This window comes from Cronobacter sp. HA18003, from assembly GCF_011605905.1.
Classification (GTDB): Bacteria; Pseudomonadota; Gammaproteobacteria; order Enterobacterales; family Enterobacteriaceae; genus Cronobacter; species Cronobacter sakazakii.
Genome location: NZ_JAANQO010000021.1, coordinates 491,906 through 507,564, shown reverse-complemented (window position 1 = coordinate 507,564; position 15,659 = coordinate 491,906). Strand labels below are relative to the sequence as shown.

The following is a 15,659-nucleotide window of genomic DNA, read 5'->3' as shown; positions in this document are numbered from 1 at the left end:
GCTGCGCGGGGGTAAAGCATTCCCCTGCTCCTTTTTGGGTAGGTGAGTATAACCTTAGCCCTAAAGGGGAAATTTGATGTGTTCGATTTTTTGGGGCGGTGCGGCGCGTTTTACACGCCGGGTTAATTGAAGTGGCTCACAAAACGCAAATCTGGTGTTAATAAGAGAAAAAGTGCGCAAAATTTGTCTGGCGAACGGGATACGAGTAGACTTCGTGCCCTTGTTTGACGACGGAGAAAGTACCATGAGCGAGACGGCCACCTGGCAGCCGAGCGCATCCATCCCCAACCTGTTGAAACGCGCCGCCATCATGGCGGAGATCCGCCGTTTTTTCGCGGACCGCGGCGTACTGGAGGTGGAAACCCCCTGCATGAGCCAGGCGACGGTAACCGATATCCACCTGTTCCCGTTTGAAACGCGTTTCGTCGGTCCCGGCCATTCCCAGGGGATTAATCTCTATCTGATGACCAGCCCGGAATATCACATGAAACGACTGCTGGCGGCGGGCTGTGGGCCGGTGTATCAGCTGTGCCGAAGCTTTCGTAATGAAGAGATGGGGCGTCATCACAACCCGGAATTCACGATGCTGGAGTGGTATCGCCCGCATTATGATATGTACCGCCTGATGAACGAGGTGGACGATCTTCTGCAGCAGGTGCTGGAGTGCCAGCCCGCCGAGACCATTTCCTACCAGCAGGCGTTCCAGCGCCATCTGGAGATAGACCCGCTGTCGGCGGATAAAACGCAGTTGCGCGAGGTAGCGGCGAAGCTTGACCTGAGCAATATCGCGGATACCGAAGAAGATCGCGACACGCTCCTGCAGCTCTTGTTCTCTATGGGCGTTGAGCCGCACATCGGTAAGGATCGCCCGGTGTTTGTGTATCACTTCCCGGCAAGCCAGGCGGCGCTCGCGCAAATCAGCACCGAAGATCACCGCGTGGCGGAGCGTTTTGAGGTCTATTACAAAGGCATTGAGCTGGCGAATGGTTTCCATGAGCTGACCGACGCGCGCGAACAGCAGCAGCGTTTCGAGCAGGATAACCGCAAACGCCTTCAGCGCGGACTGCCGCAGCAGCCGGTGGATTACAACCTGCTGGAAGCGCTGAAAGTGGGCTTGCCGGATTGTTCCGGCGTAGCGCTGGGCGTCGATCGCCTGATTATGCTGGCGCTGGGCGCAGAGAGCCTCGCTGAAGTTATCGCTTTTACGGTCGACCGGGCGTAACGGCTGAATGCTTACTTGTGGCGGGTGCGCTTCGCTTGCCCGCCCTACAAAAAATGATATCAGCCTTTGTAGGGTGGGTAAGCGCAGCGCACCCACCTTTACTAAACGACTTCAACAACAGAATTGCCGCCATAAAAAAGGAGCCTTGCGGCTCCTTTTTCGTTACATACTGCCCGGCGCGCGGCTGGTGCGCCCGGCTGAACTTAACGTTCGCGCCATGCGCTTGCCGTCGAGGCTCTCCAGACGCATCTGGAACGGCGGGAACGGCATCTCGATGCCATGCTCGCGGAAGCCCTGCAAAATCAGCTGATGGATTTCGTGGCGCAGCGGCATGCGGTGTCCCATCTCGGCGGCGTGAATACGCAGTTCAAAGAGCTGAATCCCCTGCTGCAAATCGACCAGGAACACTTCCGGCGGCGGGTTATCAATCACATACGAACACTTCTCAGCGGCACGATAGAGGATCTGCGTCACCTCTTCGCTGTTAGCATCTGCCGGAGCAGGCACCGTCAGCACCACGCGCGTGACCGAATCCGAGAGCGACCAGTTAATAAACTGCTCGGTAATGAACGCCTTATTCGGCACGATTATCTCTTTACGGTCCCAGTCGCTGATGGTCGTCGCGCGCGTGTTGATGCGCGTCACGCTGCCGGTTAGATCGCGAATGGTCACGGTATCGCCGATACGAATCGGCTTTTCAAAGAGAATAATCAGGCCCGAAATAAAGTTGGCAAAAATCTCCTGTAAGCCGAAACCGAGCCCTACACCGAGCGCCGCCACCAGCCATTGCAGCTTCGACCACTCAATACCAATCATGGAGAAGCCGACCAGGCCGCCTATCAGCATCAGCAGATATTTGGTGATAGTGGTAATGGCGTAACCGGTGCCCGGCGTCAGCTCCAGATGTTGCAGGACAACCAGTTCCAGTAGCGCGGGCAGGTTACGCACCAGCTGCGTGGTGACGATAAACACCAGAATGGCGATCAGCACCGCGCCAAGCGTAATCGGTTCAATGCTCTCAACGCCCTGAACGGTCGAGGTGACATCCCACAGCGAAATATTCTCAAGGAACCCGAAGGCCGAGTGGATTTCCGACCACAGCACAATCACGGACAGCAGCGCGATAAGCGTCAGGATCGAGCGCACCAGGCGCAGCGACTGGGCGCTGATCGCATCCAGATCCAGCTCCGCGACTTCCACTTCCACGCTGCCTTCGGTGCTGTGCCCGTGGTGCGGTTCTTCTTCGCCGCGGGCGCGCTGGGCGAGAATTTCCGCGCGACGCGAGCGGGCGCGATCAAAGGCCAGGCGACGGCGCTGAATGAGCATCCAGCGGCGAATGATGTGGTAAATCACTAGCAGCAGGAACCAGATGGCCACAGACGTTTCCAGACGTGCCAGCAGCGCCTGCGCGGTGGCGAGATAACCGACGGCCGCAGCGAGGATTGCCGTTAACGGCGCGCACAGCAGCAGGTTCCACAGCAGCCGGTTGACCCAGTTATCGCCGTTGCCTTCTTTATCGAGAAAGAGCGGGAGGCCTGCACGCTTGAGGCTGAGCGTGACGATCGCCAGCGCGCCGCAGATAAGCACAAAGCAGAGCCGCCCCAGCGAGCCGGAGAATTCGCGGTCGTTGAGATTATCGAAGGTAATCAATGCCATGATGAGCGGCACGATAAAGCCGATGCTCATCAGGTAGTAGCGCATCGCGCGGGCGACCCGGTTGCGCGGCCAGCCGAAATGCGTGATAAACAGGCCGTTCGGGCGTGCGAAGGTCGCAGAAATCATCACGACCCACAGCAGCGGCACCGTGGCGGTGACGCCGTCGCCGACCGCCACGGCGATAGGCCAGGGCCAGGCTTCACGAAGGCCATAGCCAAGCGTCGCCCACAGCACGGGCAGGGGAGAGGCCACCAGAATCGACCAGAACACCGTGCGCATCGTGAGCCAGAAATGGTCCTGCGTTACCTTCCCGACCCGCGCGCTGGAGCGCTCCAGAAACGCTGTAAAGTGACGCCGCGAACTGATACTAAAGCCCACCAGCAGCAGCGCGCCGAAGAGCGGCAGCAGCGTCTCTTTGCTGGTCACCATCATTATGGCGGCTTTACCGAGCTGGCCGAAAAAGTCGAGCGAGATAAGACGGCGCAGATCCTGAACGATATCCACCGGCCAACTGATGGTGAGCGGGCTGACGTCAGAGGTCCAGAACAGGTAGCGGTGCGTCGCCTCGTTCACTTCTTTCAGCGCGTCTTCAAGCTGGCTGTTTGCCACTTTCAGCTTGGTAAGCTCAAGGATTAACGTATCGCCGCCCTGCAACAGCGAGTTGAGCAGTTCGCGTTGGGTGCGTAACTGCGCGTCGAGAATACGGCTCTGCTCTGCCGTCAGCGGCTTGCCGTCCGCCTGCCGCAGCTGGCGCAGTTGCGGCTGCTTGTTGAGCTGATCTTCATAGCGCAGCCGATGAACGCGCAGCTGCGCCATCTCGGTATCGAGCTGCTGAAGCTTCGGCATCTCCGGCAGGCGCGCCACCTGCGCGCGCAGCGCCTCGCCAAGCACGTTCGACACACCAAGCCACTGTGACTGTTCACGCAGCGTGGTTAACGCCTGACGCACCTGCATGGTCTGACTGGTGGCCTGCCGCTGCTGGGACGCCACCAGATCCATACGCTGCGCCTGCTGGTTTAGCGCGCGCGACAGCTCGCGGTTTACGTTGAACTGCTCGACAATCGCCGGCGGCAGGTTGGCGCTGTTCTCGGCAAGCAGTTCGGTGCTCTCCAGCGCGCGCTCAGCCTCCTGCTGGCGCTGGCTGTTAAGCTGATTGCGCAGCGCCTGGAGGTAAGCATCAAGCTGTTCGCTCTGTTTTTGCGCCAGTTCTGCGCGCAGGCGCGCCAGCTCCTGGCGGTTGCTGGCGGAGAGCTGGGCGAGTTCGAGTTCGTCAACGCGGGCTTTCAGTTGAGACGATTCGGCCTGCTGGCTAAGCAGCTGCGCCGCGCCAAGCGCATTTGAGCCGGTCGGCGCGCCTGCGCGGCGTTCCATCTCGTTAAGCTGGCGGCGCGCGTCGGTTTGCTGCTGGGGAAGCTGGCTTAAGGAGTCGGCGATTTCACGCGCGCGATCCTGCTCCTGCTGCGCCTCGCGGCTCTTCTCCAGCAACTGACTGCTGACCTGGAGGATCTCCTGATTGAGCGCGTCGGTGGTAAGCCCGGTAGGCACCCGGCGCGGCTCATCGCGCAGATTGTTGAGTTGCTGGCGCAGCGACTGCGAAAGCTTAGGGAAGTTATCGATAACCTCCTGATATTGCTTTGCGCGCTCAAGGGAAGCTTTTCGCTCCTCAAGCGCGTTTTGCGCCGCCTGCAGGGCTTCAACCACTTGCGCCTGATCGGGCTGGTTTTTGGCCGCTTTGGCCTGCTCCAGCTCCTGCGCTATCTGTTTTTCATCAGGCGCGGTTGCGGCGTTCGCCCAAAAGCTCAGGCTCCAGGCCAGCAGCACGTAAAGGATCAGGCGCACGTCATTTACCTTTGAATTAACGGTTTTGGTCGTTATCTACCAGCGGGTTGGCTTCACGCTCGGCGTCGGCTTCTTCTTGTGAGATAACCGCAGGGGCGACGTCGGCTGCGACCGCCTCAACAGAGACCGCCAGCGGCTCGCCGAGACGCGTGACGGAGAGGCTTTGCAGATGCTCAACCAGCTCCACTTTGCCCGGCGCGAAGAGGTTGATAACTGTTGAGCCGAGCTTGAAGCGGCCCATCTCCTGGCCTTTCAGCAGCGCCACGGCGCCGTCGCTTTCGCCTGCCGGGTACGTCCAGCGCTTGATGATGCCTTCACGCGGCGGGGTGATGGTGCCAGCCCAGACGGTTTCGATGCTCCCCACAATCGTCGCGCCCACCAGAATTTGCGCCATCGGCCCGAATTCCGTGTCGAACAGGCAGATGACACGCTCGTTACGGGCGAACAGGTTTGGCACGTTCTGCGCGGTCAGATGGTTTACCGAGAAGAGATCGCCCGGCACGTAGATCATTTCGCGCAGGATGCCGTTGCACGGCATATGGACGCGGTGATAGTCGCGCGGCGAGAGATAAGTGGTCGCGAAGGTGCCGTTACGGAACAGATCGGCCATCAGATAGTTGCCTGCCAGCAGCGCTTCCAGCGAGTAGTTGTGGCCTTTGGCCTGCAGAATTTTATCGCCTTCGATGCGTCCGAGCTGGCTGATTACGCCGTCTGCCGGCATTGCCAGCACGTTCGGATCGGTGTTCAGCGGGCGAACTTCATCACGCAGCGGACGCACAAAAAATTCGTTAAAGGTGCGATAGCTGGCGGTATCGGGCTTCTGCGCCTCGCTCATGTTGACCTTGTAGTACTTCACAAACAGATCGATGACTAGTTTAGTCAGCCAGCCTGCGCGTTTGCTCGCGCCCCAGCCAGCCAGACGGGTGAGCCACTGTTTGGGCAGAATGTATTGCAGCGAAAGTTTGATTTCGTTTAACAAGGTAGCCTCCAGGCCAGTGTTTCGTCATTCCTGGCCCGGTTATATGCCGGGCCTGTCAGAAAAAGGGGCTGATTCTAACGACGCCAAGCGTAATTGTCAGTCGTCGCTTTCGGAAAAGTTTTTACGCGTTTTTACCTGCGCCATGCTTTCCAGAATCCGGTGATAATTGTCGAAGCGGGTTTCGGCTATCTCGCCGCGCTCGACGGCCTCGCGAATGGCGCAACCCGGATCGCTGCCATGTTTGCAGTCGCGGAATTTGCACAGGCCGAGATAATCGTGGAATTCGATAAAGCCGCGGGTGATCTGCTCAGGCTCCAGATGCCACAGGCCGAACTCGCGCACGCCCGGGGAATCGATGACTTCGCCGCCGCCGGGGAAGTGATAGAGGCGCGAGGCGGTCGTGGTGTGCTGTCCAAGCCCGGAGTTATCGGACACGTCGTTAACCAGAATCTGGTTATCCTTGAGGCCCAGCAGATTATTCAGCAGGCTCGATTTCCCGACGCCCGACTGCCCGGCGAAGATGCTGGTGCGGCCAATCAGCGCCTCTTCCAGTTCTTTCAGCCCTTCGTCTTTGTAGCTGGAAACCAGCAGGACGCGATAGCCGATACGGCGATAGATATCCATCTGCTCGTTGACGAAGGCCAGGTCTTTTTCATCAAGCAGGTCAATCTTGTTGAGCACCAGTAATGGCTCAATATCCAGCGTTTCACAGGCCACCAGATAGCGGTCGATAATATTCAGCGACAGCTCCGGCAGGATGGCCGAGACGATAATGATTTGGTCGATATTCGCGGCGATAGGCTTCACGCCGTCGTAAAAATCCGGGCGCGTCAGGACGGAGGTGCGCTCGTGCACCGCATCGACAATGCCTTTGCCCTGCACGTTTTCTTTCGCCGGACGCCAGACGACGCGATCGCCAGTCACCAGCGAGCGGATAGTGCGGCGAATGTTGCAGCGGTGCACCCCGCCGTCAGACGATTCGACGTCGGCATGCTGACCAAAACGACTGATAACGCGGCCGTCGCGAGGCTCACCAAACTGCGAGTCGTCGGGATCGGCTTTCTCCGGAGTCTGTTTGAGCCGGCGCTGATGATTCGCTGAGACGCGGCGTTGCTGACCTTTGGAGAGTTTATTTTTGCTCAATCTTAATGGCTCCTGGTCGCCCCTGGTGGGCAAAACCTCTATGATACCAGCTATTGTAAATGAATTAACTGCCTGTCACCCCAGCGTGACGCGATACGGATGGAAAATAGCATGAGTGCCAATGAAAACAACCTCATTTGGATCGATCTGGAAATGACCGGGCTTGACCCGCGACAGGATCGCATCATCGAGATCGCCACTCTGGTGACCGACGCCAACCTCAACATTCTGGCGGAAGGGCCGGTTATCGCCGTGCATCAGTCTGACGAGCAACTGGCGCTGATGGATGACTGGAACGTGCGCACCCATACCGCCAGCGGGCTGGTGGATCGCGTGAAGGCGAGCACGATGGGCGATCGCGAAGCGGAACTGGCGACGATCGAATTTCTTAAGCAGTGGGTACCGGCCGGAAAATCGCCCATCTGCGGCAACAGCATCGGCCAGGATCGCCGCTTCCTGTTTAAATATATGCCGGAGCTGGAAGCGTATTTCCACTACCGCTATCTGGATGTCAGCACCCTGAAAGAGCTGGCGCGCCGCTGGAAGCCGGAAGTGCTCGATGGCCTTAAAAAACAGAATACCCACCAGGCGCTGGACGACATCCGCGAATCGGTAGCGGAACTCGCCTATTACCGCGAACATTTTATAAAATTGTGATGCAAGCGAGGGGCTAAGCCCCTCTTTTGTTGATAAAGTGATCGCTTTGGCGAATAAAAGCGCAGTCAGACAAAAATCACGAAAAAAAGCGTTTAAGGGGTTGCGGTAGAAATCATTTCTCGTATAATGCGCCTCCCGTAACGACACAGAAATGTGAATTACGCAGAGCGGGAATAGCTCAGTTGGTAGAGCACGACCTTGCCAAGGTCGGGGTCGCGAGTTCGAGTCTCGTTTCCCGCTCCAAAATTTGAAATCGCCGAAAGGCAGCACCACCCAAGCGGGAATAGCTCAGTTGGTAGAGCACGACCTTGCCAAGGTCGGGGTCGCGAGTTCGAGTCTCGTTTCCCGCTCCAAAATTTGAAATGCCGAAAGGCAACACCACCCAAGCGGGAATAGCTCAGTTGGTAGAGCACGACCTTGCCAAGGTCGGGGTCGCGAGTTCGAGTCTCGTTTCCCGCTCCAAATCTCCTCGATTGTACAAATTATCCACAGCGATAACGCGCGCTACGGCGGGTTTTTCACGTTTGTGCCACACTTTTCTAAACAGACTTATCCACAGAATGCATAAAGTTATCCTGTGAGCAGAAATGATAACTTTGTTCACATCTTTTCTTTATCTTATTGATATTGATAATAAATAATTTATTACCAAATGTTAATTTTGAGGCTTTTTGATAATCATCGCCTTTGAATGACAAGACTTTTTTAATTTTATTCACAGCGAAACGCGTCTAGGCGTCGCGCGGTAAGCCTTTTTCAATCACTCTGACCAGCCGCTGTTTCTGCGGGAGCTGCACTTCCACCACGCAGGCATTACGTTTGTCTGTTTGTTGCGCAATGGCCCAGTCAATATGTTCATCAAGAAGTGGGTGCTCACCCTTGCGCTGTTGCAGCGCCATGATATTGGCCTCGTCCCAGGGCGCGTTGCCGAGCGCGACCGCGATATTACGCAGCCAGCGTAAGTGACCAATGCGGCGAATCGCCGATCCTTCCGTGACTTTCAGAAAGTGCGCTTCGCTCCAGCTAAACAGCTCAATCAGCTTTGGCGCGTGCAGCGCCTGGCGCGGGCTGAAATCCGCTTCATCGGTGAGTTGTGAAAAACGGTTCCACGGGCAAATTAACTGGCAGTCGTCGCAGCCATAAATGCGGTTGCCCATCAGCGGGCGAAACTCTTCAGGGATCGCGCCTTCAAGCTCAATGGTCAGATAGGAGATGCAGCGGCGCGCATCGACCGTGTACGGCTCGACAATCGCGCCGGTGGGGCAGATGGTCATGCAGGCCACGCAGCGCCCGCAGCCTTCTTCGACAGGCTTATCCACTGGTAGCGGTATATCCACCAGCAGTTCGCCAAGAAAGAAAAACGACCCTGCGTCGCGACTTAAAATCAGCGAATGCTTGCCGGTCCAGCCGAGACCCGCTTTTTCGGCGAGCGGGCGCTCAAGGATGGGCGCGGAGTCGACAAAAGGTCTAAAATTCAGCGATGCGCAATGCTGTTGCAGCGTTTCGCCGAGTTTTTTCAGCCGGTTTCTCAAAAGCTTATGGTAATCGCGCCCCAGGGCGTAACGGCTCACGTAGCCGAGCGAGGGATCTTTCAGCGTGCTGGCAAAGGCCGCCCTTGCGGGCAGATAGTTCATGCGCACGCTGATAACGCGCAGCGTGCCGGGCAGCAGCTCATGCGGGCGGGCGCGCAACATACCGTGACGCGCCATCCACTCCATTTCGCCATGGTACTGTTTATCCAGCCACGCCTGTAACGCGCCTTCGCTGGCGCTGAGATCGGTATCGGTAATACCGACCTGCTGGAAACCGAGCTCGGCACCCCATTGTTTAATTTTTTGCGCTAACTGATTGAGATCGAGGGGTTCAGACATGACGGACCACGGGATGAACAAAAACGACGCCAGTATACCACACTCCATCTGGCCCGCAGACTGGCTGCGCACGGCGGAACGCGAGGCGGCGGACAGCCTCGGGTTGACGCTCTATGAACTGATGCAACGCGCGGGCGATGCCGCGTTCCAGGTGGCGCGCGCGGCGTATCCGCACAGCCAGCGCTGGCTGGTGCTGTGCGGCCACGGCAATAACGGTGGCGATGGTTATGTGGTGGCGCGTCTGGCGCAGGCGGCGGGCATTGACGTGACGCTGCTGGCGCTGGAAAGCGACAAACCGTTACCGGAAGAAGCACAGGCCGCGCGCGAGGCCTGGCTTAACGCAGGCGGTGAAATCCATGCGCCGCACACGCCGCTGCCGGAGACGTGCGATCTGATTATCGATGCATTGCTCGGCACGGGGCTTTCTCAGGCTCCGCGCGAGAACGTCGCCACGCTGATTGAACACGCGAATAAACACCGGGCACCCGTAGTGGCGCTGGATATTCCATCCGGCCTGCTGGCGCAAACCGGCGCTGCGCCGGGCGCGGTCATTCATGCCGCGCACACCGTGACGTTTATCGCGCTGAAACCGGGCTTGCTTACCGGCCGCGCACGTGACGTCGTTGGGCAGCTGCATTATCACGCGCTGGGGCTTGAGGCGTGGCTTGCCGGGCAACAGGCACCGTATGCGCGCTTTGACGAAACGCAGCTCTCCCGCTGGCTCCGGCCGCGCCGTCCTGGTTCGCATAAAGGCGATAACGGCAGGCTGGTGATTATCGGCGGCGATCATGGCACCGCCGGTGCCATCCGCATGACCGGCGAGGCGGCGCTGCGTGCGGGCGCAGGCCTGGTGCGAGTACTTACTCGCGCGGAAAACATCGCGCCGCTTGTGACTGCACGCCCGGAGCTGATGGTGCATGAGTTGACCCTCGACGCGCTCGACGCCAGTCTGGAATGGGCCGACGTCGTGGTTATCGGGCCGGGGCTCGGGCAGCAGGAGTGGGGCAAATCGGCACTGGCGAAAGTACGCCAGTGCGACAAACCGATGCTGTGGGATGCGGACGCGCTTAACCTTCTGGCAATCGCTCCCGATACCAGTCACAATCGCATTCTTACGCCGCATCCCGGCGAGGCCGCGCGGTTACTTAATCGTAGCGTGGCAGAAATTGAGAGTGACCGCTTACTTAGCGCCAGAGAACTGGCGCAGCGCTACGGGGGTTGCGTGGTGCTGAAAGGCGCGGGAACGGTGGTAACAGGGCCGCAGGATGAATGCGGCATTATCGATGCCGGCAATCCCGGCATGGGCACGGGCGGCATGGGCGACGTGCTTTCCGGTATTATCGGCGCGTTGCTGGCGCAGGGGCTTCGCCTTTTTGATGCCGCCTGCGCAGGCAGCGTGGCGCACGGCGCGGCAGCGGATGCGCTCGCGAAGCGCTTTGGCACGCGCGGCATGCTGGCAACCGATCTGTTTTCCACGCTCTATCGTTTTGTTAACCCGGATATAGACACAGACCAGAATCATGATTAATCGCGTTATACCTTTACCCGAAGAGCAGGCCACCCTCGATCTCGGCGCACGCGTGGCGCGTGCCTGCACCGGCGCGACCGTTATCCATCTGTATGGCGATTTAGGCGCGGGCAAAACCACATTCAGCCGTGGCTTTCTGCAGGCGTGCGGTCATCAGGGCAACGTGAAAAGCCCGACGTACACGCTGGTTGAGCCTTATACGCTGGAAAACAGAATGGTCTATCACTTCGATCTCTATCGTCTGGCCGATCCAGAAGAGCTGGAGTTCATGGGCATTCGCGATTACTTCACCGACGACGCCATTTGCCTTGTCGAGTGGCCGCAGCAGGGCGCGGGCGTGTTGCCGTCGCCCGATATCGAAATCCACTTGTCATGGCAGGAGCAAGGGCGAGAAGCGCGGGTGAAAGCGGTCTCCGCCGCTGGTGACGCGCTGCTGGCCCGCCTCGCCTGAACGCAAGGACGACAGGATGATCACACGCATGAAAAACTGGGTAGTGGCGCTTCTGCTGGCGGTATGCGCGCCCGCGTTCGGAGCGACGCTGTCTGATATTCAGGTGTCCAACGGCGACGGCCAGGCGCGGATCACCTTAAGTTTTATGGGCGATCCTGAATACGCTTACTCGCAGCAGGGTAAGCGCAGCGTCGCCCTTGATATTAAACAGACCGGCGTGATTCAGGGCCTGCCGTTGATCTTTAGCGGCGAAAACCTGGTCAAGAGCATTCGCGCCGGGCAGCCGAAAGATAATCAGTCGCTGCGTCTGGTGGTCGATTTAACCAAAGATGGCAAAGCGCGCGCGGTGAAGCAGCAAAAGGGCGCGGGCTATAACGTCGTCTTTACGATCGACGCCGACGAGCCGCCGCCGCCACCGCCGCCACCGGTTGTGGCGCAGCGCGAGCCCGTCGCCGCTCCCGTTCGATCGTCCGAGCCTGCGCGCAACCCGTTTCGCACCGATAACGACCGTATCACCAGCGTCGTCGGCAGCAATACCGTGACGCGGCCGGGGCGCAGCGTCAGTCGGACCGCGACATCCGATCGCGTGGTGGTGGCTATCGACGCCGGGCATGGCGGGCAGGATCCCGGCGCTATCGGCCCCGGCGGCGTGCGCGAGAAAAACGTCACCATCGCTATCGCCCGGAAGTTGCGTACGCTGCTTAATGACGATCCGATGTTTAAGGGCGTGCTGACCCGCGACGGCGACTATTTTATCTCCGTCATGGGCCGCTCCGATGTGGCGCGTCAGCAAAACGCGAATCTGTTGGTCTCCATTCACGCCGACGCCGCGCCTAACCGCGACGCCACCGGCGCGTCTGTCTGGGTGCTCTCTAACCGCCGCGCCAACAGCGAAATGGCGAGCTGGCTGGAGCAGCATGAGAAACAGTCGGAACTGCTGGGCGGCGCGGGTGACGTGCTCGCGAACAGCCAGGCGGACCCGTATCTGAGCCAGGCGGTGCTGGATTTGCAGTTCGGCCATTCACAACGCGTCGGGTATGATGTCGCCACCAGCGTGCTCGGGCAGCTTCAGCGGGTGGGCGCGCTGCATAAGCGCAGGCCGGAACACGCAAGCCTCGGCGTGCTGCGCTCGCCGGATATCCCGTCGCTTTTAGTCGAGACCGGTTTTATCAGCAACACCGGCGAAGAGCGTTTGCTGGCAAGCGATGATTATCAGCAGCAAATTGCCGAAGCGATTTATCAGGGGCTGCGCAACTACTTTATTGCGCATCCGCTCCAGGCCGCGCCAAAGGGTGACGGCGGAACGGGGCAGACCGCCCGCTCCGCTGACAACGCCACAAGTCAGGTCACCGTGATTCAGTAAGGAGAGTTCATGCCGATTCAGGTTCTGCCGCCGCAGCTTGCGAACCAGATCGCCGCGGGCGAGGTAGTGGAGCGCCCTGCGTCGGTCGTGAAAGAGCTGGTGGAAAACAGCCTTGATGCGGGCGCCACGCGCATTGATATCGATATCGAGCGTGGCGGCGCGAAGCTTATCCGCATCCGCGATAACGGCGCTGGCATTAAGAAAGATGAGCTGGCGCTGGCGCTGGCGCGTCACGCCACCAGTAAAATCGCCTCGCTGGACGATCTCGAAGCCATCATCAGCCTCGGCTTTCGCGGCGAGGCGCTGGCCAGTATCAGCTCGGTATCGCGTCTCACGCTCACCTCGCGCACCGCCGATCAGCAGGAAGCCTGGCAGGCGTACGCTGAAGGCCGCGATATGGAGGTGACCATCAAACCGGCGGCACACCCGGTCGGCACCACGCTGGAAGTGCTGGATTTGTTCTACAACACCCCCGCGCGGCGCAAATTCATGCGCACCGAGAAAACCGAATTCACGCACATCGACGAAGTGGTGCGGCGCATCGCGCTGGCGCGCTTTGACGTGACGATTAATCTCAGCCATAACGGCAAAATGATGCGTCAGTACCGGGCCGTGCAGGGCAACGCGCCGCGTGAACGCCGTCTTGGCAGCATTTGCGGCCCGGCATTTCTGGAGCACGCGCTGGCTATCGAGTGGCAGCACGGCGATCTGGCGCTGCGCGGTTGGGTGGCGGAGCCGAAAGGCACTACGGCGGCACTGGCCGAAATCCAGTACTGCTATGTAAATGGCCGTATGATGCGCGACCGGTTGATTAACCATGCGATTCGCCAGGCCTGTGAAGATAAGCTCGGCATCGATCAGCAACCTGCGTATGTGTTGTATCTGGAAATCGATCCGCATCAGGTGGATGTGAACGTGCATCCGGCCAAGCATGAAGTGCGTTTTCACCAGTCGCGCCTGGTGCACGATTTTATCTATCAGGGCGTGGTAAGCGTGCTGCAGCAGCAGGCGGCAAATCCGCTCTCTCTCAATGAACCGGCCGAGGACGCGCCACGCTTTCAGCCTGAAAACCGCGTCGCGGCGGGGAAAAATCAGTTTGCCGACCCAGCGCCGCGTGAGCGTGTGAGCGCACGCGAGAACGACGCGCCGCGCTATTCATCCGGCGGGGCGTCGGCAGGCAGCAACGCAGGGCGCAGCGCTGCCAGCAACGGCGGCTGGCCGCATGCGACACCGGGCTATCAGAAACAGCAGGGCGCGCTGTATAAACAATTGCTGGAGACGCCCGCGGTGACGCCGCCGCCTGCCGCGCCTTCGGTGACAAGCGCGCGTGAAGTTATGCCGTCCGCGCCTGCGCTGGACGGCCATTCGCACAGTTTTGGACGCGTGCTGACGCTGGTGTCTGAAAACGTGGCGCTGCTTGAGCGCGACGGTAAGCTCATGCTGCTGGCCTTAAGCGTGGCGGAGCGTTATCTCAAACAGGCGCAACTGTTGCCGCATGATGAAGCGCCCTGCGCACAGCCGCTGCTGATTCCGGTTCGTCTGAAAATTTCCGGCGACGAGCGCGATATTATGACCCGCGCGCAGCCGCAACTGGCGCGCCTGGGTATCGAAATCGTCCTCGACGGGCATCACGTGACAATTCGTGCAGTGCCTTTACCCTTACGCCAACAAAATTTACAAATCTTGATTCCCGAACTGATAGGCTACCTGGCGCAGCAACCAAATGCTGACGACGCCGCTATTGCCGGATGGCTTGCCCGCCATCTGGTTATCGCGCAACCGTGGAGTGTCGCGCAAGCCATCGCGACGCTGGCAGAGCTCGAAAGGCTGTGTCCGCAGATGGTGAAAACGCCGCCGGGTGGTCTATTACAACCTATTGATCTACAACCGGCGATGAATGCCCTGACACATGAATGATGTAAGTAAAACAGGCCTTCCGAAGGCGATTTTTCTGATGGGGCCGACGGCATCCGGCAAAACGGCGTTAGCCATTCGCCTGCGCCAGACGCTGCCGGTGGAGCTGATTAGCGTGGATTCCGCGTTGGTCTATAAGGGCATGGATATCGGCACCGCCAAGCCTGATGCGCACGAATTGTCGCAGGCGCCGCACCGCTTGCTGGATATTATCGATCCCGCGCAGGCGTATTCCGCGGCCGATTTCCGCCGCGATGCGCTACAAGCGATGGCGGAGATTGTCGCCGCCGGACGCATACCGCTGCTGGTGGGCGGCACCATGCTCTACTTTAAGGCGTTGCTGGAAGGGCTTTCGCCGCTTCCTTCAGCGGATCCGACCATCAGAGCGGAGATCGAACGGCAGGCAGCAGAGCAGGGGTGGGACGCATTACACCGCAAGCTTCAGGATATCGACCCTGTCGCGGCGCAGCGAATCCATCCCAACGATCCGCAAAGGCTTTCCCGGGCACTGGAAGTTTTTTTCATTTCGGGTAAAACTTTAACGGAACTGACGCAAACGTCAGGAGAAGCTCTGCCCTATCAGGTGCATCAGTTCGCCATCGCCCCGGCGAGCCGTGAACTGCTCCATCAGCGCATTGAGCAGCGTTTTCACCAGATGTTGGCTTCAGGTTTTGAGGCAGAAGTCCGGGCGTTATTTGCCCGTGGAGATTTGCATACGGACATGCCTTCCGTTCGTTGCGTGGGATACCGTCAGATGTGGTCTTATCTGGCGGGTGAAATCTCATACGACGAAATGGTTTATCGAGGTATTTGCGCCACGAGACAGTTAGCGAAGCGGCAAATAACCTGGCTGCGCGGTTGGGAAGGCGTACACTGGCTCGACAGTGAGAAGCCTGAACAAGCGTACAGCGATGTGTTACAGGTTATTGGTGCGAAGCAACAATGAATGTGTACAATTGAACCGTATCGTGCGCGGATTTTTACGCAGTTTTTCAGAGCCCAAGGGTTCAAGAGTATAAACAACAAGCATATAAGG

General features: G+C 59.0%; 11 protein-coding genes and 3 tRNA genes. 10 read left to right on the top strand and 4 right to left on the bottom strand.

Annotated elements, in window-relative coordinates; translation table 11 throughout:
- Positions 1-244 precede the first annotated feature (244 nt).
- Positions 245-1,222, top strand: a complete 978-nt coding sequence (gene epmA, locus G6041_RS13545) for an elongation factor P--(R)-beta-lysine ligase (protein WP_007887508.1) — start codon at positions 245-247, stop codon at positions 1,220-1,222.
- Positions 1,223-1,384: 162 nt separating this feature from the next.
- On the opposite strand, the gene mscM is transcribed toward epmA, so the two are convergent.
- The 3 genes from mscM to rsgA form a co-directional block, all read right to left on the bottom strand.
- Entirely contained in the window at positions 1,385-4,717 is a 3,333-nt protein-coding gene (gene mscM / locus G6041_RS13540) for a miniconductance mechanosensitive channel MscM (protein ID WP_012123676.1), read from the bottom strand.
- A gap of 16 nt (positions 4,718-4,733) precedes the next feature.
- Positions 4,734-5,696: an archaetidylserine decarboxylase gene (gene asd, locus G6041_RS13535; protein ID WP_012123677.1), complete on the bottom strand. Its 963-nt coding sequence runs from the start codon at positions 5,694-5,696 to the stop codon at positions 4,734-4,736.
- A gap of 96 nt (positions 5,697-5,792) precedes the next feature.
- Positions 5,793-6,839, bottom strand: coding sequence for a small ribosomal subunit biogenesis GTPase RsgA (gene rsgA, locus G6041_RS13530; protein ID WP_004385283.1), 1,047 nt, complete (start codon positions 6,837-6,839; stop codon positions 5,793-5,795).
- A gap of 111 nt (positions 6,840-6,950) precedes the next feature.
- On the opposite strand from rsgA, the gene orn reads away from it, so the two are divergent.
- The 4 genes from orn to G6041_RS13510 all read left to right on the top strand — a co-directional run bounded on the left by orn (position 6,951) and on the right by G6041_RS13510 (position 7,958).
- A complete protein-coding gene (orn, locus tag G6041_RS13525) occupies positions 6,951-7,496 on the top strand; it encodes an oligoribonuclease (RefSeq protein ID WP_004385284.1) in 546 nt (181 codons plus the stop codon).
- 167 nt (positions 7,497-7,663) lie between these two features.
- Positions 7,664-7,739, top strand: a tRNA-Gly gene (locus G6041_RS13520).
- A 34-nt stretch (positions 7,740-7,773) separates the two neighbouring features.
- Positions 7,774-7,849, top strand: a tRNA-Gly gene (locus G6041_RS13515).
- Between the two features lie 33 nt (positions 7,850-7,882).
- Positions 7,883-7,958: transfer RNA gene (locus G6041_RS13510), tRNA-Gly, on the top strand.
- Between the two features lie 269 nt (positions 7,959-8,227).
- On the opposite strand, the gene queG is transcribed toward G6041_RS13510, so the two are convergent.
- Positions 8,228-9,367: a tRNA epoxyqueuosine(34) reductase QueG gene (gene queG, locus G6041_RS13505; protein ID WP_012123682.1), complete on the bottom strand. Its 1,140-nt coding sequence runs from the start codon at positions 9,365-9,367 to the stop codon at positions 8,228-8,230.
- On the opposite strand from queG, the gene nnr reads away from it, so the two are divergent.
- The 5 genes from nnr to miaA are packed head-to-tail and all read left to right on the top strand — an operon-like array spanning position 9,366 to position 15,569.
- On the top strand, positions 9,366-10,895 hold the full coding sequence (nnr, locus tag G6041_RS13500) for a bifunctional ADP-dependent NAD(P)H-hydrate dehydratase/NAD(P)H-hydrate epimerase (protein ID WP_012123683.1): 1,530 nt from the start codon (positions 9,366-9,368) through the stop codon (positions 10,893-10,895). The genes queG and nnr overlap by 2 nt on opposite strands.
- Positions 10,888-11,346: a tRNA (adenosine(37)-N6)-threonylcarbamoyltransferase complex ATPase subunit type 1 TsaE gene (gene tsaE / locus G6041_RS13495; RefSeq protein ID WP_012123684.1), complete on the top strand. Its 459-nt coding sequence runs from the start codon at positions 10,888-10,890 to the stop codon at positions 11,344-11,346. The genes nnr and tsaE overlap by 8 nt, the downstream gene beginning before the upstream one ends.
- Before the next feature lie 16 nt (positions 11,347-11,362).
- On the top strand, positions 11,363-12,709 hold the full coding sequence (amiB, locus tag G6041_RS13490; protein WP_012123685.1) for an N-acetylmuramoyl-L-alanine amidase AmiB: 1,347 nt from the start codon (positions 11,363-11,365) through the stop codon (positions 12,707-12,709).
- A 9-nt stretch (positions 12,710-12,718) separates the two neighbouring features.
- A complete protein-coding gene (mutL, locus tag G6041_RS13485) occupies positions 12,719-14,626 on the top strand; it encodes a DNA mismatch repair endonuclease MutL (protein WP_012123686.1) in 1,908 nt (635 codons plus the stop codon).
- On the top strand, positions 14,619-15,569 hold the full coding sequence (gene miaA, locus G6041_RS13480) for a tRNA (adenosine(37)-N6)-dimethylallyltransferase MiaA (RefSeq protein WP_012123687.1): 951 nt from the start codon (positions 14,619-14,621) through the stop codon (positions 15,567-15,569). Before mutL ends, miaA begins: the two co-directional genes overlap by 8 nt.
- The last annotated feature ends 90 nt before the right edge of the window (positions 15,570-15,659 follow it).